The sequence below is a fragment of the Pseudomonas syringae genome (assembly GCF_021605415.1).
GTDB lineage: Bacteria > Pseudomonadota > Gammaproteobacteria > Pseudomonadales > Pseudomonadaceae > Aquipseudomonas > Aquipseudomonas syringae_S.
On the sequence record NZ_WKEQ01000005.1, the window covers coordinates 101,769 to 120,050 of the forward strand.

An 18,282-nucleotide genomic window follows, 5' to 3' on the forward strand; every position below is an offset into this window, starting at 1 on the left:
GCCTCGACGCTGAAAGGCAGGCACAAAAAAGCCCGACTCAATGTTCGGGCTTTTTCTTTTCCGCAAAAACAGTGCTTATTTGGCACGGCCTTTGTAGGAACCGCCTTCGCGGGTATCGATTTCGATCATGTCGCCGATTTCGATGAAGTCAGCAACCGACAGCTCGGTGCCGTTCTTCAGCTTGGCAGGCTTCATTACCTTGCCGGAAGTGTCGCCGCGAGCGGAACCTTCGGTGTAGTCAACCTGACGCACGATGGTGGTCGGCAGTTCTACCGAAACCAGACGCTCTTCAAAGAACACGGCTTCGCAAACATCGGTCATGCCTTCTTCAACGAAAGGCAGAACGGCTTCGATGTCTTCAGCGTTCAGCTCGTACATGGTGTAGTCGGTGGTGTCCATGAACGTGTAGGTGTCGCCGCTGATGAAGGACAGGGTCGCTTCTTTGCGGTCGAGAATCACGTCATCGATCTTGTCGTCGGCGCTGTAAACGATCTCGGTCTTGTAGCCGGTCAGCAGGTTTTTCAGCTTGGTCTTCATGATCGCGCTGTTACGGCCCGACTTGGTGAATTCAGCTTTCTGAACCAGCCAAGGATCGTTTTCGATACGGATCACGGTACCGGGTTTGAGTTCTTTACCAGTTTTCATTGCGAATATCCGAATTTGGATGGGATTTACAAAAATCTAGGCCGCGTATCATAGCCAATTTAGGTAAAACTGTACCAGCGCTGCGGCAAGATCGGCTTGCAAGGCCTGTTCCAGACACCACCTCTGCGCGTTGTTTTGCAGTTCCGGCCAATGCCTGCGGGCCGCGAGCCAGTGCTCGCCGATGGGTTGCCCGGCGCTCCATGCGTGCCATAGACCGTTCATCGCTTCGGCCGCCGCCGGTGAAAGCTCCCGACTGTACAGCGCGAGAAAGGCATCAAGCTTGTCGAGATGAATGTCTTCGTCCTGCTGATATATGTGCCACAGCATCGGCCGACCGGCCCATTGCGCCCTGACGAACGAATCTTCACCACGCACGGCATTAAAATCACAACACCACAACAACTGATCGTATTGATCCTGGCGGACAAACGGCAGCACCTGCACCGTCAGGGTCTGGCTCGTATGGATATCGCCCGCCATCAGGGTTTCGACACCGAGCCAGCGCGCGACGTCGCCAAGAATACGTCCTTCCGGCACCAGCAGATGCGTGGAGGTGGTGTCAGCCGCGAGCACATCCAGCCAACTGGCCAGTCCCGGGTTTTCATAGGCAAACAACGAGATCAGTTGCGCACCCGGTGCAGGCTCGATTCCCAAGTGCTGCAGGAATTGTCGCTGCGCAGCAGGATCCTGCTGAAACCGCTGACGGCGTTCAAGCAAGCCACGCTCACGTAACAGACCGCCCGTGCCCGGTTGAAACCCCGGAAAGAAGAAGAACTTCTGCACCGTTTTGTATTTCACCGAAGGCAGGCCATGGCAGCCGATCACCCAGTCCTCGGCACTGAGGTAATCAAGGTTCATCCATAGCGGCGGTGTTTGCCGCGCGGCCATGGCGTCCATATACGGCGTGGGTAGCTGGCAGGCAAACGCTGCGATCACGACGCCGGCCGCATCGGTCGGTTGCCATTCGCTCAACCAGTGCCGCACTTCCACACCTTGCTGCCATTGCTCGTCGAGGTCGATATCAATCTCGGGACAAAGCCGTTCGAACGCGCGCAGGTCATCGACCCACAGGCGCACCGTCAGCGCATGCTCGGTCACCAATTGCCGGGCCAGACGCCAGGTCACGCCGATGTCGCCGAAGTTGTCGACGACGGTGCAGAAAATGTCCCAGCGGGGTTTCAGTTCCGGCATTCAAGGCTCCCGTTGGCAAAAGTGTTGATTGTCCGCATAAATGAGGCCGCGCAGAAGAGCCGACGGCGATTAATCTTCGTGCGACAATCGCCGCTTGCTTCGCAACCGTCCGCCAGGAGGCCGTCATGCCCTATCGTCCCAACTCGCGTCGCCCCTTGCCCGTTCAGCTTAGCGCGCTGCAATTAACCGGCAGCATTGCCTTGGGATTGTGGCTGGGGTTTCTGGCCATTGCGTTGACCTGCTGGCTCGCGTCCTTGCTGTTCAGCAAACAACTGGAGCCCGTGGCCGAGGCCGTCCAGCAGCTAGCCAAACCGCCAGTCGCCGCGCAGCCGGAACCTGCACCTGAACCGCAAAACCGCCTGTTCGAGCAATACGAAGAGAACCTGCGCAAGAACGAGCAGCAGGTGCGTATGGATCAGGCCCGCAGTAGCAACCGCAACCTGTCCAATCCGAAATGCCAGTTCTGGTTGCAACAGGATCAGAACGCCCCGAGCGAAAAAAGCCGCGCCAACGTCCTGCAATTTTGCGATTGATCATGAATAAACACATCGTCCACCAACTGATTCTCGACAAGCTGCGCGCCGATTTGGACATCGCCGAGCGCGCCGCGCAAACCGCTTACGAAACCGCGACCCACGAAGAGAACATTGCCGAAAACAAATACGACACGCTCGGACTGGAGGCGTCATATCTGGCGGCCGGACAGGCGAAGCGAGTAGAGGAAATCCGCCAATCCCTTGTGCTGTGCCAGAACCTGACGCTACGCGCCTATGACGAAAGCCGTGGCATCGAAATCGGCGCCCTGCTCGGTCTTGAAGACGAAAAGGGTCGCGAGCAATGGCTGTTTCTGGCGCCGGATGCGGCGGGATTGAAAGTCGACGTGGTCGGCCAACCGATCACCGTCATTACCCCCCGCTCACCCTTGGGCAAAAGCCTGCTGGGCAAGGTCGAGGGTGATGAGGTGGACATTCTGGTAGCGGGCGCCCGGCAACAGTTTGCTGTCACCGAGGTGCTTTGAAGGGAATTAATGGACGGGCAGTTCGACGCCGTCAAACAGTTCTTCCAGTTCCTGCTTGTTGTGGCACTGGATCGCTTTGGCCATGACTTCGCGGGTCAGGTGCGGGGCGAATTTTTCGATGAAATCGCACATGAAACCACGCAGGAAGGTGCCGCGACGGAAACCGATCTTGGTCACGCTGGACTCGAACAGTTCGCTGGCATCCAGCACGACGAGGTCGTTATCAAGCTTGGTGTCGACCGCCATTTTCGCCACGATGCCAACGCCCAGCCCCAGGCGTACGTAGGTTTTGATCACGTCGGCGTCAGCGGCAGTGAACACCACTTTTGGGGTCAGGCCACGATGACTGAAGGCTTCGTCGAGTTTTGAACGGCCGGTGAAACCGAATACGTAGGTCACGATCGGGTATTCGGCGAGCGCTTCGAGGGTCAATTTCGGCAGTTTGGTCAGCGGGTGGCCGTGCGGCACAACCACGCAGCGGTTCCAGCGATAGCACGGCATCATCACCAGGTCGCCGAACAGTTCCAGCGCTTCGGTGGCAATCGCAAAATCAACGGTGCCGTCAGCGGCCATTTCGGCGATCTGCATCGGCGAACCCTGGTGCATATGCAGCGCAACGTCAGGGTATTGCTTGATGAAATTACTGATCACTGGCGGCAACGCATAACGCGCCTGGGTATGCGTGGTGGCAATCGACAGCGTGCCTTTCTTCTCGTTGGAGAATTCCTGGGCAATCTGCTTGATGCTCTCGACCTTGCGCAGAATCTCACCGGCGGTGGTGATGATGCGCTCGCCGGCCGGGGTGACGCGGGTCAGGTGTTTGCCGCTGCGGGCAAACACTTCGACGCCGAGTTCGTCTTCAAGCAGGCGGATCTGTTTACTGATGCCCGGTTGCGAGGTGTAAAGGCTTTGGGCGGTAGCGGAAACGTTGAGGTCGTGGTGCGCCACTTCCCAGATGTAGCGCAGTTGTTGAAGCTTCATATGTATCCCTCAAAGCAGGTAGACGCCACGGGCATCAGCGAAGATATATAACTATATGAATGGTTCGAATAATAAATCTAGAACTTTTTTATCAAAATGCCAGTAATTTGCCTCAGCGATCCTCCCGACGCCGACGCTCCATCAGCGGCACCAGATAAACCGGCACCTTGGCCAGTTGCAGAACCCTCGCCGCTGTGCGCCCCAACGGTGTTTCCGCACCGACGCCATGACTGTGGCTGCCGACAATCAGCAAGTCGACGGACAACTTCTGCACCTGGTCGAGAATCACCTGTGACGGATCCCCCTGCAGCACACGCACCGCGCAAATTCGCTGCAGGTCTTGCTCGCCCTCGTCCCCCAACTCCTCACGGAAACTGTCGAGAACGCGCTGTTCGATATTGGCGATGACTGTTTTCAGACCCTGGCTATGAAATTCGTTCAATGCCTGTTCGTCGAGATAACTCTGCAACACCGATTCGGCGAACAGCCCCATCGGTTCCACCGCGTGCACCACGTATAGGTCGGCATTGAATGTGCGGGCCAGCGCCAGGGCGTGCTGCATCACGAACGGCGCGTAGAGACCGAGGTCAGTGGCATACAGCATTGAGCGAATCATATGACCTCCTCGCGAACCAACAGTGGCGGAGATGGATTCAGCTTAGCAGTGCCTCGGCGATCAGGAGGTGTGACGCAACGTCTTGAACCACAGGGCTTTAGACCGACGGTTCATTGCTGATGCCATGGGGCACGTGCCCCGTGGCGACCACCTCGCGCGCCAGTTCGCAGTGACCGGCCTGATCATCGAAAAACACGTCGGCGGCGAACGCTTCGAGGAACGCCGACTTGGTCAGGCCGCCGAGGAACAGTGATTCGTCCAGACGAATGTCCCACTCGCGCAAGGTGCGGATCACACGTTCATGGGCAGGTGCCGAACGCGCGGTGACCAGCGCAGTGCGGATCGGGCAATCCTCGTCCGGAAATTCGCGCTGAAGCAAATTGAGCGCCGCCAGAAATCCCTTGAACGGCCCACCGCGCAGAGGCTCGCGCGCCGATTGCCGCTCGCTGGCCTGGAACGCCTCCAGCCCGCCGGACTGATAAATCCGCTCGGATTCATCGGAAAACAACACCGCGTCCCCGTCGAATGCGATGCGCAATTCATCGCTGGCCGCACGACTGGCGCCGCCGGACAGAATGGTCGCCGCAGCGAATCCGGCATCCAGCGCAGCGCGCACGTCCTCGGCATGAGTTGACAGAAACAGGTCGCAACCAAAGGCTTTCAGGTACGGATATGGACTGCGCCCGCCGACGAATGCCGCGCGGGAAATCGCCAGGCCGTAATGGCCGATCGAATTGAATACCCGCAGGCCGGTGTCGGCGCTGTTGCGCGACACCAGGATGACCTCAACACGGGCTCGACCGAGTCGACTGTTGAGGTTCAGCAGTTTTTCCACCAGGGGGAAGGCATCGCCGGGGGCGAGGATTTCGTCTTCGTGCTCGATCTGATATTGCCGGTAGGCCTCGACGCCGCTGGAGAGATAGACCTTGTGACTTTCGCTCAAGTCGAACAGTGCCCGAGACGAAATCGCCAGCACCAATTTGTCATCGATGTTTTTTGCCATGCCCCATCCCCCAAAACGATCGAATCAAGCGTTGCGCCGATCGATAAACCGCAAGCTGCGATACAGCGCCTCAATACGCGGCAACTCACAACCGGCCGCTTTCGCTGCCGCCAAAGGACGGGCATAAATGGCCTCCAGCTCCAGCGGACGTTTGTGCAAATAATCGTGATACATGCTCGGCCAGTAATCGGGTATTTTTTCGGTCATCGTCAACAAAAATTCGGCATAGCCCGGCGGCATGTCGTGGCCGCAAGCCTTGGCGCCTTCCACCACCTCGCTCATCAATGCCTGGATCAGCGAGCGACTGTCGGCATCGGCCATCAGTGGCGTTGTGCCGGCGCCGAGCAGCACCGAGAGGCCGTTATAAGGAATGTTCCAGACCAGTTTCTGCCAGCGTGCCTGATGCAGGTTCGGCATCGCTTGCGAGTCGATACCGGCGGCGCGGAACAGGGCGGCTCCCTCCTCGACCATCGCCATGCGCGCCAGCTCATCGATGGCCTGGCCACTGTGATAGCCGATATTCACCGCACCCAACGCCTGGTGGGTGATTTGCCCGGGGCTCTCGCGATGCACGCAGATCAGGCATAGACCGCCAAGCAAATGCAGCGAATCAGGCAGCAACTCACGCAGACTGTCTTCGACATCCAGACCGTTTTGCAGCACCAGCACTTTGGCATCGTGCTTCGCCGCTTGAACGATGGCCGGGGCCAGACCGGCATTGCTGGTGGTCTTGGCGCCGACAAACAGCCAGTCGCAAGGCGGCATGTCTTCAGCCGACGAATAGGCCTGAACCGGATTGAGCGTCAGCGCGCCATGCACCGCGCTGTCCACATGCAGACCGTTTTCAGCGACGGCCGCGAACTCGCTGCGTAACAGAAAATGCACGTCGAAACCGGCCCGTGCCAGCATCAACCCATAGAACCCCCCAATCGCCCCGGTGCCGATAATGCCCACCACCGGTTTTTTCACGCCCCCCATCACGGCAACTCCTCTGCAGTTCGACCGAGCGCCTGTTCGACCGCCGCATTCAATGCGTCGGCACTCAGGCGCGTATGCAATGCCCCAAAGAACTCGCCGTCGCGCACCACAAACAGCGCCGGCAAATGAAAGACCTGATAACGCTCCACCACCCCGCCGTTGTCACCGGCGTCGATCCAGCATAGGCGATCGATATTCAAGCCAAGCGTCGGCAGCACTTCACGGGCATACCGGCAACTGGCGCAGCCGACACTGGTGAAAATAACCAGTGAAACACCGCTCATCGCCAGCAGCCGCTGATCGGCGTCGAAATCGGTCAGTTGCGATTCGACCACTATACTGGGGGAAACAATGTCAGATGGCCGACACAGGGAATCAGTGCTCATGGGACGCTTCATTCCTCATCCGGACGATGTGCCCGTTGAATTAACGTTGCTCACGCCGGAGTGCATTTCACGGCAACAGCTGCACACTATCAGCCTCGGCGGGATCGCTTGCAATTACCACCGCGCCTGGCGCCATGGCACGGCGCTGCAAGTGCGCATGCCGACGCTCAACGCCGACATCCGTTTTCCGGGCTACGTCGCCTGGTGTTTGCGGCGCAAAAAAGGCTATCTGGTGGGCATCGCTTTTACCGATGAGCAGACGCTGTTCAGTGCGCGAATGGGGGAGCAAGTGTGCCAGATCGAGCGCTTTTGCCGCCTCAACGACCCCCACGATGACTTGCAGGATATTCAAGCGCTGGCACTGCAATGGGTCGAACAACATGCCGACGAGTTCTCCCACGACACCGTTCGCAAGGCTTTTGCCCAGCCTGTGCTTGATTAAAGCCGCCTCTGCCCATTGTCGAGCAGCGTCTGACGCGCTAAGGTTCGGCTCCCCGACGCGCTTAAATCTGCTGTGCTCCGCCGCGCGGGGATCGCTGGCGGCCGGCACCCGTGACCTGACGAGTAAACGATGGCTGATTTACCGATCAACGACCTAAACGTCGCCTCCAACGAGACGCTGATCACTCCTGACCAGCTCAAGCGCGATATTCCTCTGAGCGACGCCGCCCTGCGCACCGTCACCAAGGGCCGCGAAGTCATCCGCAATATTCTCGATGGCACCGACCACCGTTTGTTTGTGGTGATCGGGCCTTGCTCGATCCACGACATCAAGGCTGCCCACGAATACGCCGAGCGCCTCAAGGTGCTGGCCGAAGAAGTGTCGGACACCTTGTATCTGGTCATGCGCGTGTATTTCGAGAAGCCGCGCACTACCGTCGGCTGGAAAGGCCTGATCAACGATCCGTATCTGGACGACTCGTTCAAGATTCAGGACGGCTTGCACATCGGTCGCCAGTTACTGCTGGATCTGGCTGAAAAAGGCCTGCCGACCGCCACCGAAGCGCTTGACCCGATCTCCCCGCAATACCTGCAGGATCTGATCAGTTGGTCGGCCATCGGCGCCCGCACCACCGAATCCCAGACCCACCGTGAAATGGCTTCCGGCCTGTCCTCTGCCGTCGGCTTCAAGAACGGCACCGACGGCGGCCTGACCGTGGCGATCAATGCCTTGCAGTCGGTTTCCAGTCCGCACCGTTTCCTGGGCATCAACCAGGAAGGTGGCGTGTCGATCGTCACCACCAAGGGCAATGCCTACGGCCACGTCGTGTTGCGCGGTGGCAACGGCAAGCCGAACTACGATTCGGTCAGCGTTGCCCTGTGCGAACAGGCGCTGGACAAGGCGAAGATCAAGCCGAACATCATGGTCGATTGCAGTCACGCCAACTCCAACAAGGATCCGGCCCTGCAACCGCTGGTGATGGAAAACGTCGCCAATCAGATCCTCGAAGGCAATCAGTCGATCATCGGCCTGATGGTCGAGAGCCATCTGAACTGGGGCTGCCAGGCGATTCCCAAAGACCTCGCCGACTTGCAATACGGCGTGTCGATCACCGATGCCTGCATCGACTGGTCCGCCACCGAGAACACCTTGCGCAGCATGCACGCCAAGCTCAAGGATGTTCTGCCCAAGCGTCAGCGCAGCTGATAACCGTTTTGCAGACATAAAAAAACGCCGGGCTCAGCCCGGCGTTTTTGTGTGTGGGGTATTGGGTTCAGATTTTCGCGGCGCGGCGCTGATGGCGTTCCATGTAGCGCTCGACGTAAGAACATGACGGAATCACCGTGTAGCCCATTTCTTCAGCATATTGCAGCGCCTGCTCGGTCAGCGCGGCCGCAATGCCTCGGCCACGCAAGGCGTTGGGCACGAACGTGCGATAAATATCCAGGGTCTGCTTACCCAGATCCATATAGGTCAGATAGGCACGATGACCGTCCACATTGGTCTCGAACTGATGACCAGCCTGGTCATGGTGGATGGACAACGCCTCGCTCATCACAACTCCTCGCGGGTCTTGAATTCTGACCCCTACCTTACCGATGTTTTCCCGGCGAAGGAACAACAACGCCACCCCGTGCCTGATTGGACTTCGGGAAGAACCGCACCGATCTCGCACAATCGAACACATGACAAATAGTAGGCACCATTGCTGAAAATGCTCAAGGTACGCTCGTCATCACGCTCGCTGGCGGGTGCCGTTCCGGTGGTCGCAGACTGGCCGGCGGGAAAATTTCCCAAGCCTGAAGCCTGAACATTTGCCGGATATTGAGACTTGAGACGTGTCGGTTTTTTTAAAGTCACCTCAACTTGGACAAAGAGGTGCGACGCACTACGCAATTCCCCAACAAAAGTGTAGACGAAACCATATACACAGACTTTAGCCAAGACCGTAAAAACAATGGACACACAGCGGAACTTTCCCGGCAAAAACCGCTCAGCTCGCGGCTTGTAGCTGATTATTTTTTAAACAGCCCACTTAAAAGTTGCTCGAAAAAGAATCAACGCCTACAATTTTTTTTGCTTCTTGCGCTACGTCAGTTTACTTACTACAAGTAATGGGTAGTATGTACGCCGGCTATTTCCTCACTCGGAGGAGACAGTCACTTAATTGAAAGTCCTTGAAGGGGAACACGATGAACAACGTTCTGAAATTCTCTGCTCTGGCTCTGGCCGCAGTTCTGGCTACCGGTTGCAGCAGCGCATCGAAAGAAACCGAAGCACGTCTGACCGCTACTGAAGACGCAGCTGCTCGCTCCCAGGCTCGTGCAGACGAAGCTTACCGTAAAGCTGATGAAGCTCTGGCTGCTGCTCAAAAAGCACAACAGACTGCTGACGAAGCTAACGAGCGTGCTCTGCGCATGCTGGACAAAGCTAGCCGCAAGTAATAATCCCTCGGGATTGTTATCAGCCGACCCATTCATTTGGGTCGGCTTTTTTATTGCCTGGACGTTCGTCCGGGCAATAAAAAACCCGTCGATGCCTGACACATCGACGGGTTGTCGATCAGACCTTACTGCTGAAGATCGATCGGTGCGCTCGAGACAATCGGTGCAGACGTATTCGGCGTAGCGATTTCCGTCGGCAGGCCATCTTCAGCCGCAACGACATCACGCACAACATCCCAGTCCATGCGCAGATTGCTGGTGACGTCTTCACGCTTGAGCATCGCGTTGATCACCGCCGTGTGCTTGTCGACCACTGACGGGTTGCCCTTGTCGTCAATCGGCGTGTGCGCCTCCAGGTAAACCTTGCCGCCGCTGCGACCGAACTTATACGCATCGTTGAGGATACGCACCGACGTACCCACCGGCACCATGCCAGCCATTTCCAGCACGTTGTTGTTGTACATGCGGAAGCAGCCGTGGCTGGTGCGCATGCCAATGCCGAACTTCTTGTTCGAACCGTGGATCAGGTAGCCCGGCGTGCCGAGGGTGAACTTGAACGGGCCCAGCGGGTTATCGGGACCGGCCGGCACCACGTTTGGCAGCGGATCGCCGTCGGCGGCGTGTTCGGCCTTGATCGAGGCTGGCGGCGTCCAGGTCGGGTTCGGCGTCTTGGCGATGATCGAGGTATGTGCGATCGGCGAGCCCCAGCCTTCACGACCGATGCCCAGCGGGAATGTGTAGACCACGTTCCGGCCTTTCGGGAAATAGTAGAGGCGGTATTCAGCGAGGTTGATCACGATGCCTTCACGCGGGCCCGGCGGCAGGATGAAGCGCGTCGGCAGGACGATTTCAGTCCCGGCGCCCGGCAACCAGGCATCGACACCCGGGTTGGCCGCAACCATTTCCGAATAGCCCAGGTCGTAGGCGGTGCCCAGATCGGCGAACGTGTCTTCGTACTTGGCTTTGATCACCTGCACCTGACCGATGATGTCTTCACCGGGTGGTGGCAGGGGAAACTCCAATGCAGCAACGGGACCGGCCACACACAGGGCGGCAAGTGACAGGCAGCGGGCGACGGCGGGAAAGCGCGGCAACATCCGGAAAATCCTTCGCGTGATCAACAGGGCTATATAAAGAGCGCGATTGTACACTGCGTCTTGAGGATTCGGGGAGATCACCCTGCGGCAGGCGATACAAGGCATTTATGCAGGAGCGAGCCTGCAATTACAGCTCAAACCGTAATTCAGGCCAGATCGGCGATGTCCCGCGCTTCTGCGATTCCAGGATCGCCCGGCACAACGAGCACAGGCGCTGATCCTGAAACACTCGACGATCCACGCTCGACCAGCGCGGTTGCGCTGGCAACAAACAGCCGCACAAGGTGCGATCCGCCGAACCACCGAGCTCCAGCTGACGGGTCACCAGATGCACCCGCACTTCCTGGCAGGCGAACAGATCCAGCTGTTCGTCAGGCTCGATCAGTTGGTAGGCAAACAGGGACCAGGCAGGACGCGGCATCGGGGGCTCCAATCAGGGGGGCGCCACATTAGCCGAAAGCCTGCCGCTAGAAAAGCGTCATAACAGCGGTTTTAGCGTAGGCCAGACATTTTCCAGCAACCGGCCCTGAGCCCCGGCGGCCGGGTGCAATCCATCGGCCTGCATCAGATCCGCATGACCGCCGACGCCTTCGAGGAAAAACGGCACCAGCGGGATGTTTTTCTCATCGGCGAGTTTGCCGTATACCTCTGCAAAAGCGTCGGTGTAGCGCTTGCCGTAATTGGGCGGCAATTGCATGCCAAGCAGGAGCACCTTCGCACCGCTCTGGCGGGAGCTGTCGATCATCGAGGCAAGATTTTGTTGCAATTGTGTCGGCGGCATTCCACGCAAGCCATCGTTGCCACCCAATTCGAGGATCACCAATTCCGGCTTATGCTCTGCAAGCAGCGCCGGCAGCCGCGCCTGGCCTCCCGCACTGGTGTCGCCACTGATGGAGGCATTGATCACTTTATCGTCAAAACCTTCGTCCTTGAGCCGCTGCTCAAGCAACGCAACCCACCCTGTCCGGGTATCCAGGCCGAAAGCGGCGCTGATACTATCGCCAACGATCAGGACTGTACCCGCCGCTGCGTTCTGGGCCATGCACGTCAAGGCCAGGCCAGCACTCAATAACCACACACGCATCGGATTCTCCATGGGCGCAAGTATTCTCACCGCGAAGAACCTTAGCAAAGTGGTTCCCAGCGCGGAAGGTGAACTGACCATCCTGCACGAACTCAGCCTGGAACTGAACAAGGGCGACAGCCTGGCCATTGTCGGCGCATCCGGTTCCGGCAAATCGACCCTGCTCGGCCTGCTTGCCGGCCTCGACCTGCCCAGCAGCGGTGAAGTCACCCTCGCCGGCCAGGCCTTGAGCGCTCTGGACGAAGACCAGCGCGCGCGTATCCGCGCCGAGCACGTGGGTTTTGTCTTTCAATCGTTTCAGTTGCTCGACAGCCTCAATGCGCTGGAAAACGTCATGCTGCCGCTGGAACTCGATGGTCGCAAAGACGCCCGTGGTCGCGCCACTGAACTGTTGCAGCGTGTCGGCCTCGGCCAGCGCCTGACCCATTCGCCACGCCAGCTCTCCGGCGGTGAACAACAGCGCGTGGCGATTGCCCGCGCATTCGCCGCCGAGCCCGATGTGCTGTTCGCCGACGAACCGACCGGCAACCTCGACAGCCACACCGGCGAGCGCATCAGCGACTTGTTGTTCGAATTGAACAAGGAACGCGGCACCACCCTGGTGCTGGTGACCCACGACGAACGTCTGGCGCATCGTTGCCGGCGCCTGATCCGTCTTGAAGCCGGCCTTTTGGTCGCCCCCCTGGAGCCTTGATGGCACGTTTGCCGCTGTTGCGCCTGATCAGTCTTGCCTTGCGCCAATTGCTGCGCGACGCCCGCGCCGGCGAGTTGCGCGTATTGTTCTTCGCCCTGCTGGTCGCGGTTGCCGCGAGCACCGCCATCGGCTATTTCGGCGCTCGCCTTAACGGCGCGATGATGCTGCGTGCCACGGAGTTTCTCGGCGCCGATCTGGTGCTTGAAGGCAGTTCGCCGGCTCGCGAGGAGCAAATCCGCAGCGGCACCGATTTACGCTTGAATCACGCGCAGGTCGTGGAATTCTCCAGCGTCATCGCCACCGACAACGGCATTCAGCTGTCGAGCATCAAAGCCGTGGACCGCGCTTACCCGTTGCGCGGCGAACTGAAGAGCGCGCCCGCTCCGTTTGCCGAAGAGGTCGTCGGCGACGAGCCACAGCCTGGTGAAGCCTGGGTCGAGGCTCGGCTATTGACGGCGCTGGATCTGAAGATCGGCGACAGCGTCGACGTCGGTATGAAAACCCTGAAGCTGACCCGCGTGCTGACCTACGAACCGGATCGCGCCGGCAACTTCTACAGCCTGACGCCACGGGTGATGATCAACCTCGACGACCTTGCAGCGACCGGAGTGGTGCAACCCGGCAGCCGCGTCAGTTATCGCGAATTATGGCGCGGCGAACCGCAAGCGCTGGAAACTTATCGCCAACTGATCAAACCGGGATTGGCGGCGAATCAGCGGATTCAAGACGCCCGCGACGGCAACCGGCAGATCGGCGGTGCCTTGGGCAAGGCCGAACGTTATCTGAACATGGCCAGCCTGGTTGCGGTGCTGTTGGCCGGCGTGGCGGTGGCGCTGTCCGCCAACCGTTTCGCCAGTCGTCGATTCGATGCCAGTGCATTGCTGCGCTGCCTCGGCCTGTCGCGCCGGGAAACGATGGTGTTGTTCAGCCTGCAATTGGCTGTACTTGGCCTGCTGGCCGCCGTCAGTGGCGCGGTTCTCGGCTGGTTGGCGCAATTGGGACTGTTCGCGCTGCTGCATGATCTGGTACCGACCGACGTGCCCGCAGGCGGTCTGCTTCCGGCCATCGCCGGGATCGGCACCGGGCTTGTCGCACTGGCCGGTTTCGCCCTGCCACCCCTTGCTGCGTTGGGTCGGGTGCCGCCATTGCGCGTGCTACGCCGTGACATGCTGCCGATCCCGTCGAGTAGCTGGATGGTCTACGGCGCGGCGCTGGGTGCGCTCGGCCTGATCATGTGGCGTTTGAGTCTGGATCTGCTGCTGACCTTCGCCCTGCTCGGCGGTGGCGTCGTCGCGGCACTGGTGTTGGGTGGCTTGTTGTTGCTGCTGCTGCAAAGCCTGCGACGGATGCTCGCTCGCGCTTCCTTGCCGTGGCGTCTTGGCCTGGGCCAGTTGTTGCGCCACCCATTGGCGGCCGCCGGGCAGTCATTGGCGTTCGGCTTGATCCTGTTGTCGATGGCACTGATCGCCCTGCTTCGCGGCGAGTTGCTCGACACTTGGCAAAACCAGTTGCCGAAAAACGCACCCAATTACTTTGCGTTGAACATCCTGCCGGCGGACAAACAGGCGTTCACCGACCATTTGATCAACGTGTCGGCCCAAGCCGCGCCGCTGTACCCGGTGGTTCCCGGTCGGCTTATCAGCATCAACGGTGAACCGGTGCAGGAGATCGTCAGCAAGGATTCGGCCGGCGACCGGGCGATCCAGCGCGACTTGAGCCTGACCTGGGCGGCTGATCTTCCGTCGGGCAACAAACTGACCGCAGGCTCGTGGTGGTCCGAACAGGCCCCGGACGATGTTCCCGGCGTCTCAGTAGAAGGCAAGGTCGCCGAAAGCCTCAAGCTCAAGCTCGGCGATCACCTGGTGTTCACTGTCGGCGGCGTCAACCGCGAAGCCAAGGTCACCAGCCTGCGAGAAATCAACTGGGACAACTTTCAGCCGAACTTCTTCATGATCTTCCAGCCCGGCACCTTGAAGGATCTGCCCGCGACATACCTGACCAGTTTCTATCTGGCACCGGGTCACGATCAGCAGATTGTCGAGCTGTCACGGACGTTCCCGGCCGTGACCATCCTTCAAGTCGAGGCCTTGCTCGAACAGCTGCGCAGCATCCTCGCCCAAGTCACGTTAGCGGTGGAATACGTGTTGTTGTTTGTTCTGGCGGCCGGGATGGCGGTACTGTTTTCGGGATTGCAGGCAACCCTTGATGAACGCATTCGCCAAGGCGCGCTGTTGCGTGCATTGGGTGCCGAGAGGAAGTTGCTGGTGAAGGCCCGGCGCATCGAGTTCGGCTTGCTCGGCGCCGTCAGCGGTTTGCTCGCAGCGATCGGTTCGGAGGTTGTGAGTCTGGTGCTGTATCGCTACGCCTTTGACCTGCCGTGGCATCCGCATCCGTGGTTGCTGATATTGCCGTTGATAGGCGCGGTGCTGATCGGCGGCGCCGGCGTATTCGGCACTCGTCGCGCGCTGAACGCCAGCCCCCTGACAGTGTTGCGCGAGGGTTGATAGACTCCAGCGGACTTAATCACAAGAAGTTGCCATGAGCCGTTATCGCCCGCCCCGCCCTGCCGGCACCGCGCTGATCACCCCTGAGGGTGAAGCGCGGATGCGTGCCGAATTCCATGAGTTGTGGCACGTGCGCCGTCCGCAGGTCACACAATCAGTCAGCGAGGCGGCGGCCCAGGGCGATCGTTCGGAAAACGCCGAATACACTTACGGTAAAAAAATGCTGCGCGAAATCGACAGTCGCGTGCGCTTTCTCACCAAACGTCTCGAAGCGCTCAAGGTCGTCAGCGAAAAACCAAGCGACCCCAACAAGGTCTACTTCGGCGCCTGGGTGACCATCGAAGACGAAGACGGCAAACAATCGCGCTACCGCATCGTCGGGCCCGATGAGCTGGATCTGAAACTCGGTTTGATCAGTATCGACTCGCCACTGGCCCGCGCCTTGATCGGCAAGGCGCTGGACGCCGAAGTTCGGGTGCAGACGCCGACCGGCGAGCAGTTCGTTTATATCGTGGCGATCGACTATCCCTGACGCTCAGCGCCGGGCAATCAATCCTTGCCGCGCAACGCGGGTCAGTTGCTTGATCATTTCCGGCGCATCTTCCAGCGTCGGCGACTGAATCACCGCCAAGTCAAAGCTGTCACTGGCAAAACGCGCCAGCGACTCGCCGTCTTCGACAAACTGGATCAGGAATGCGGCAGGGCCGCCGGTACGACGTGGCCAGCCATCGAGATAACGCAACAGCGTCGGCTGATGTTTTCCGCCAAGGAGTATTTTTGGATTGCGCTGAGTGATGTGTGCCGTGATCGGCGCGGGACGTGCTGGAGGGCGTAGTGCGTTCATCGTGTCGTGTCTCTGCCTCAAAAGTCTGCATGGCAGGTGAGAGGCAACACCGAACCAGCGCTTTAGCGGTATTTCGAAGCCCTGTTCCGGCTTCTGACGGCAACTGAGATGAGTTGCCTGGCGCCCCGCAAGTAGCTGTTTAAATCGGCGCATGAGCGGCATCCTAGTAAACGTGACTGCCCAGTGTCAAGAATCGCGAACAACAAAAAAGGCCCGCGCAATGCGGGCCTGAGGCTTGAGCCAGAGAGGTCAGCCGGCGATGGCGCGATCCACCGACAGCTTGCCCGCGCCTTCGATCAGTACCGCGATGCTGCCGGCGAGCAAGGCCAGCGCGAACTCGTATCCGTTGTTGGCCATGAACAGACCGTTACCGATGTGCACCGAGAAGATCGCCACCAGCGACAGGACCGCCAGGCCCAGTGCCGCCGGACGTGCCAGCAACCCGATAATCAATGCCAGACCGGCGAAGAACTCAGTACCGCCAGCCAGCGTGGCCATCAGGTAGCCGGGGGTCAGGCCGAGGCTTTCCATGTACTGCGCGGTGCCGGCGAGGCCGTAGCCACCGAACAGGCCGAAAAGTTTCTGCGAACCGTGGGCGGCGAAGATCACGCCGACGGCAATGCGCAGAACAGTCAGGCCGAAGCCGGCGCGGGTGAACAGAACCTTGTTGACGATGGTGCTCATGGGTCATTCCTTGTAGGAAAAGTGCGTGTTGGTTGGCCGCCATATTAATCAGTAAAACGAATGTTAAAAGCGCAAAAAATCCGCCATAACAATCAGTTTATTAGATCATTTGCGTGAGACAACTTTCTGTCCCCGGGGCTCCAACGACTCCCGCTCCCGGTCGAACGCCAAGTAATACTTGTTCACGCTATTAACATAGCTGACGGCGCCCATTCCCACCTGCTCCATTGCAATGCGCTCGACCTGAAAGAACCACTGATTGGGATTCAAGCCCCGCCGCCGCGCTTCCGCCCGCATGCCCTGCACCCGTTCCGGGCCCATGTTGTAGGCGGCGAGCGTGAAGGCCATGCGCTCGCGCTCGTTGAGTTTGGGGCTGGCAAAAAACTTGCGGCGGATCATCGCCAGGTACTTGGCTCCGGCCTGCACATTTGCATCGAGATTCTGGATGTTGTTCACGCCAACCCGCTGCGCCGCCGACGGTGTGATCTGCATCAGCCCGGTCGGGCCGCTGCCGCTGCGGGCATTGGGTTGCAGGCGCGATTCCTTGAAGGCCAGCGCCGCCAGATTCAGCCAATCCATGTTTTGCGCGTCGGCGTGTTTTTGCAGCACCGGCCGCAATTTCTCCAGTCGCTGGCGATCAGCCTTGGCCAACGGATAGTGGACTTGATAGAGACGGCGATAGATACGCAGAAACGCCGCATCTTCATTTGACGGTTTTTTATAACCGGTCAGGAAGCGGTCGATGCTCGCCCGCAGCATCGAAGCATCGCGGCGCACAAACCAATATTCTTCGCCCGGTTCGCTGATCATTACCTGTCGATCAAAGCGCAACTTGGGCAGGATCTTGCCCCAACGTTCGGCAATCGGTTGCTCGACGATGGTCAGGTGGAAAATGCCGCCCTGCACCATTTCCAATACGTCTTCGACTGCCAGCGTCGGATCGACCCATTCGATCTTGATCGGCGCCAATTTGCGCAGCGCGAGTTTCTGATTGAGCTGGCTGACCGCATCACCCGCCGCACTGCCGGTCGGCAACGCGAGGGTTTTGCCCGCCAGTTGCTCGACCTTGGTGTAGCGGCGCTCGCCTTTAATGCCAACCAGCACCAACGGCACGTTGCTGACAATCGGTTCGCTGCTGGCAACCGCATAACCCGGTTGCAGATCAAGCAACTCACCCGGCGCCATCAGATCACCCTCGCCGCGTTGCAAAGCGCCGAGCAATTGATCCTTGGCTTTGGGAATGATCTTGAGGGTGATTTCCTGGCCGTCGCGAGCGTGGCCATTGAGGTATTGCTCGAAGGCGCGCAGGCGATGATATTCGACGCCGATGGCCTGCCCCTGAACTTCGCCGGAGCTGTTGCGGCTCTGATTGACCAGCACACGCAGCACGCGGCTGCTGCGGATTTGCGCCAGGTCGCGAACCTTGGCGGCCGGCACCGCTTGCAACGGCCCGGGCAGGCGCGCGACCGCCGTCAACGGCAGCAGCAACGCAGCACATAACAGAAACAAAACCGAGGGACGAACCATCCACTCTCCGGAAAAAATACGGGGCGATTCACCGTTGAGCGAGGCGAAATCACCGACGAAAACAGAGCGCCATGAGCGCTGGCAAAGTTTGTGAGACTGGCACAGTGATAGCATCTCTGCCAGCACAAGCCTCGTCGCGGCATC

At 59.3% G+C, this 18,282-nt stretch carries 22 protein-coding genes; 8 read left to right on the plus strand and 14 right to left on the minus strand.

All coding sequences use genetic code 11. The features are described from left to right. Positions 1-75: 75 nt before the first annotated feature. A complete protein-coding gene (locus GIW69_RS05110) occupies positions 76-645 on the minus strand; it encodes an elongation factor P (RefSeq protein WP_236481050.1) in 570 nt (189 codons plus the stop codon). 48 nt (positions 646-693) lie between these two features. Next, positions 694-1,836, minus strand: a complete 1,143-nt coding sequence (earP, locus tag GIW69_RS05115; RefSeq protein WP_236481051.1) for an elongation factor P maturation arginine rhamnosyltransferase EarP — start codon at positions 1,834-1,836, stop codon at positions 694-696. A gap of 125 nt (positions 1,837-1,961) precedes the next feature. Between earP and GIW69_RS05120 the strand changes: the two genes are divergently transcribed. Both GIW69_RS05120 and GIW69_RS05125 read left to right on the plus strand, forming a co-directional pair. Further along, a complete protein-coding gene (locus GIW69_RS05120) occupies positions 1,962-2,369 on the plus strand; it encodes a hypothetical protein (RefSeq protein WP_236481052.1) in 408 nt (135 codons plus the stop codon). Between the two features lie 2 nt (positions 2,370-2,371). Beyond that, positions 2,372-2,854 (plus strand): GreA/GreB family elongation factor, encoded by a 483-nt coding sequence (locus GIW69_RS05125; RefSeq protein WP_236481053.1) that lies wholly within the window; start codon positions 2,372-2,374, stop codon positions 2,852-2,854. A 6-nt stretch (positions 2,855-2,860) separates the two neighbouring features. Here GIW69_RS05125 and cysB read toward each other — a convergent pair whose 3' ends face one another. The 5 genes from cysB to GIW69_RS05150 form a co-directional block, all read right to left on the minus strand. Then, positions 2,861-3,835: an HTH-type transcriptional regulator CysB gene (gene cysB / locus GIW69_RS05130; protein ID WP_090284966.1), complete on the minus strand. Its 975-nt coding sequence runs from the start codon at positions 3,833-3,835 to the stop codon at positions 2,861-2,863. A 112-nt stretch (positions 3,836-3,947) separates the two neighbouring features. Continuing rightward, complete coding sequence (locus GIW69_RS05135; protein WP_236481054.1) at positions 3,948-4,451, minus strand: universal stress protein; 504 nt, start codon at positions 4,449-4,451, stop codon at positions 3,948-3,950. 97 nt (positions 4,452-4,548) lie between these two features. Continuing rightward, the gene (locus GIW69_RS05140; RefSeq protein ID WP_236481055.1) at positions 4,549-5,454 is read right to left on the minus strand and encodes a 5'-nucleotidase; all 906 of its coding nucleotides are present in this window, start codon (positions 5,452-5,454) and stop codon (positions 4,549-4,551) included. Between the two features lie 24 nt (positions 5,455-5,478). After that, positions 5,479-6,432, minus strand: coding sequence for a putative 2-dehydropantoate 2-reductase (locus GIW69_RS05145; RefSeq protein WP_236481056.1), 954 nt, complete (start codon positions 6,430-6,432; stop codon positions 5,479-5,481). After that, positions 6,432-6,818, minus strand: a complete 387-nt coding sequence (locus GIW69_RS05150) for a thioredoxin family protein (protein WP_236481057.1) — start codon at positions 6,816-6,818, stop codon at positions 6,432-6,434. Before GIW69_RS05150 ends, GIW69_RS05145 begins: the two co-directional genes overlap by 1 nt. Here GIW69_RS05150 and GIW69_RS05155 point away from each other — a divergent pair. Further along, positions 6,817-7,260: a PilZ domain-containing protein gene (locus GIW69_RS05155; protein ID WP_236481058.1), complete on the plus strand. Its 444-nt coding sequence runs from the start codon at positions 6,817-6,819 to the stop codon at positions 7,258-7,260. The two genes, GIW69_RS05150 and GIW69_RS05155, sit on opposite strands and share 2 nt — an antisense overlap. Before the next feature lie 129 nt (positions 7,261-7,389). Next, positions 7,390-8,466 (plus strand): 3-deoxy-7-phosphoheptulonate synthase, encoded by a 1,077-nt coding sequence (locus GIW69_RS05160; RefSeq protein ID WP_236481059.1) that lies wholly within the window; start codon positions 7,390-7,392, stop codon positions 8,464-8,466. Between the two features lie 67 nt (positions 8,467-8,533). Here GIW69_RS05160 and GIW69_RS05165 read toward each other — a convergent pair whose 3' ends face one another. Then, positions 8,534-8,815 (minus strand): GNAT family N-acetyltransferase, encoded by a 282-nt coding sequence (locus GIW69_RS05165; protein WP_236481060.1) that lies wholly within the window; start codon positions 8,813-8,815, stop codon positions 8,534-8,536. A 637-nt stretch (positions 8,816-9,452) separates the two neighbouring features. Between GIW69_RS05165 and oprI the strand changes: the two genes are divergently transcribed. Continuing rightward, positions 9,453-9,704: an outer membrane lipoprotei OprI gene (oprI, locus tag GIW69_RS05170; RefSeq protein WP_003199355.1), complete on the plus strand. Its 252-nt coding sequence runs from the start codon at positions 9,453-9,455 to the stop codon at positions 9,702-9,704. Between the two features lie 125 nt (positions 9,705-9,829). Here the strand turns inward: oprI and GIW69_RS05175 are convergent, their stop codons facing one another. The 3 genes from GIW69_RS05175 to GIW69_RS05185 all read right to left on the minus strand — a co-directional run bounded on the left by GIW69_RS05175 (position 9,830) and on the right by GIW69_RS05185 (position 11,885). Further along, positions 9,830-10,801 carry a L,D-transpeptidase family protein gene (locus GIW69_RS05175; RefSeq protein WP_236481061.1) on the minus strand — a complete coding sequence of 324 codons (972 nt, stop codon included), beginning with the start codon at positions 10,799-10,801 and terminating at the stop codon, positions 9,830-9,832. Between the two features lie 127 nt (positions 10,802-10,928). Further along, positions 10,929-11,222 carry a hypothetical protein gene (locus GIW69_RS05180; RefSeq protein ID WP_236481062.1) on the minus strand — a complete coding sequence of 98 codons (294 nt, stop codon included), beginning with the start codon at positions 11,220-11,222 and terminating at the stop codon, positions 10,929-10,931. 57 nt (positions 11,223-11,279) lie between these two features. Next, positions 11,280-11,885: an arylesterase gene (locus tag GIW69_RS05185; RefSeq protein WP_236481063.1), complete on the minus strand. Its 606-nt coding sequence runs from the start codon at positions 11,883-11,885 to the stop codon at positions 11,280-11,282. 10 nt (positions 11,886-11,895) lie between these two features. Between GIW69_RS05185 and GIW69_RS05190 the strand changes: the two genes are divergently transcribed. The 3 genes from GIW69_RS05190 to greB are packed head-to-tail and all read left to right on the plus strand — an operon-like array spanning position 11,896 to position 15,615. After that, complete coding sequence (locus GIW69_RS05190) at positions 11,896-12,579, plus strand: ABC transporter ATP-binding protein (RefSeq protein WP_236481064.1); 684 nt, start codon at positions 11,896-11,898, stop codon at positions 12,577-12,579. Beyond that, the gene (locus GIW69_RS05195) at positions 12,579-15,083 is read left to right on the plus strand and encodes an ABC transporter permease (protein WP_236481065.1); all 2,505 of its coding nucleotides are present in this window, start codon (positions 12,579-12,581) and stop codon (positions 15,081-15,083) included. The genes GIW69_RS05190 and GIW69_RS05195 overlap by 1 nt, the downstream gene beginning before the upstream one ends. A 34-nt stretch (positions 15,084-15,117) precedes the next feature. Further along, positions 15,118-15,615, plus strand: coding sequence for a transcription elongation factor GreB (greB, locus tag GIW69_RS05200; RefSeq protein ID WP_016985509.1), 498 nt, complete (start codon positions 15,118-15,120; stop codon positions 15,613-15,615). A gap of 3 nt (positions 15,616-15,618) precedes the next feature. On the opposite strand, the gene GIW69_RS05205 is transcribed toward greB, so the two are convergent. From GIW69_RS05205 to GIW69_RS05215, 3 genes are all read right to left on the minus strand, one after another. Next, a complete protein-coding gene (locus GIW69_RS05205) occupies positions 15,619-15,927 on the minus strand; it encodes a class I SAM-dependent methyltransferase (RefSeq protein ID WP_236481066.1) in 309 nt (102 codons plus the stop codon). A gap of 249 nt (positions 15,928-16,176) precedes the next feature. Next, positions 16,177-16,611: a DoxX family protein gene (locus GIW69_RS05210; protein WP_236481067.1), complete on the minus strand. Its 435-nt coding sequence runs from the start codon at positions 16,609-16,611 to the stop codon at positions 16,177-16,179. Between the two features lie 105 nt (positions 16,612-16,716). Next, complete coding sequence (locus GIW69_RS05215; protein WP_236481068.1) at positions 16,717-18,138, minus strand: transglycosylase SLT domain-containing protein; 1,422 nt, start codon at positions 18,136-18,138, stop codon at positions 16,717-16,719. Positions 18,139-18,282: the final 144 nt, after the last annotated feature.

Coding starts and splice junctions, on each gene's coding strand:
- GIW69_RS05110 (WP_236481050.1), bottom strand. CDS start 645: ATGAAAACTGGTAAAGAACTCAAACCCGGTACCGTGATCCGTATCGAA.
- earP (WP_236481051.1), bottom strand. CDS start 1,836: ATGCCGGAACTGAAACCCCGCTGGGACATTTTCTGCACCGTCGTCGAC.
- GIW69_RS05120 (WP_236481052.1), top strand. CDS start 1,962: ATGCCCTATCGTCCCAACTCGCGTCGCCCCTTGCCCGTTCAGCTTAGC.
- GIW69_RS05125 (WP_236481053.1), top strand. CDS start 2,372: ATGAATAAACACATCGTCCACCAACTGATTCTCGACAAGCTGCGCGCC.
- cysB (WP_090284966.1), bottom strand. CDS start 3,835: ATGAAGCTTCAACAACTGCGCTACATCTGGGAAGTGGCGCACCACGAC.
- GIW69_RS05135 (WP_236481054.1), bottom strand. CDS start 4,451: ATGATTCGCTCAATGCTGTATGCCACTGACCTCGGTCTCTACGCGCCG.
- GIW69_RS05140 (WP_236481055.1), bottom strand. CDS start 5,454: ATGGCAAAAAACATCGATGACAAATTGGTGCTGGCGATTTCGTCTCGG.
- GIW69_RS05145 (WP_236481056.1), bottom strand. CDS start 6,432: ATGGGGGGCGTGAAAAAACCGGTGGTGGGCATTATCGGCACCGGGGCG.
- GIW69_RS05155 (WP_236481058.1), top strand. CDS start 6,817: ATGGGACGCTTCATTCCTCATCCGGACGATGTGCCCGTTGAATTAACG.
- GIW69_RS05150 (WP_236481057.1), bottom strand. CDS start 6,818: ATGAGCACTGATTCCCTGTGTCGGCCATCTGACATTGTTTCCCCCAGT.
- GIW69_RS05160 (WP_236481059.1), top strand. CDS start 7,390: ATGGCTGATTTACCGATCAACGACCTAAACGTCGCCTCCAACGAGACG.
- GIW69_RS05165 (WP_236481060.1), bottom strand. CDS start 8,815: ATGAGCGAGGCGTTGTCCATCCACCATGACCAGGCTGGTCATCAGTTC.
- oprI (WP_003199355.1), top strand. CDS start 9,453: ATGAACAACGTTCTGAAATTCTCTGCTCTGGCTCTGGCCGCAGTTCTG.
- GIW69_RS05175 (WP_236481061.1), bottom strand. CDS start 10,801: ATGTTGCCGCGCTTTCCCGCCGTCGCCCGCTGCCTGTCACTTGCCGCC.
- GIW69_RS05180 (WP_236481062.1), bottom strand. CDS start 11,222: ATGCCGCGTCCTGCCTGGTCCCTGTTTGCCTACCAACTGATCGAGCCT.
- GIW69_RS05185 (WP_236481063.1), bottom strand. CDS start 11,885: ATGCGTGTGTGGTTATTGAGTGCTGGCCTGGCCTTGACGTGCATGGCC.
- GIW69_RS05190 (WP_236481064.1), top strand. CDS start 11,896: ATGGGCGCAAGTATTCTCACCGCGAAGAACCTTAGCAAAGTGGTTCCC.
- GIW69_RS05195 (WP_236481065.1), top strand. CDS start 12,579: ATGGCACGTTTGCCGCTGTTGCGCCTGATCAGTCTTGCCTTGCGCCAA.
- greB (WP_016985509.1), top strand. CDS start 15,118: ATGAGCCGTTATCGCCCGCCCCGCCCTGCCGGCACCGCGCTGATCACC.
- GIW69_RS05205 (WP_236481066.1), bottom strand. CDS start 15,927: ATGAACGCACTACGCCCTCCAGCACGTCCCGCGCCGATCACGGCACAC.
- GIW69_RS05210 (WP_236481067.1), bottom strand. CDS start 16,611: ATGAGCACCATCGTCAACAAGGTTCTGTTCACCCGCGCCGGCTTCGGC.
- GIW69_RS05215 (WP_236481068.1), bottom strand. CDS start 18,138: ATGGTTCGTCCCTCGGTTTTGTTTCTGTTATGTGCTGCGTTGCTGCTG.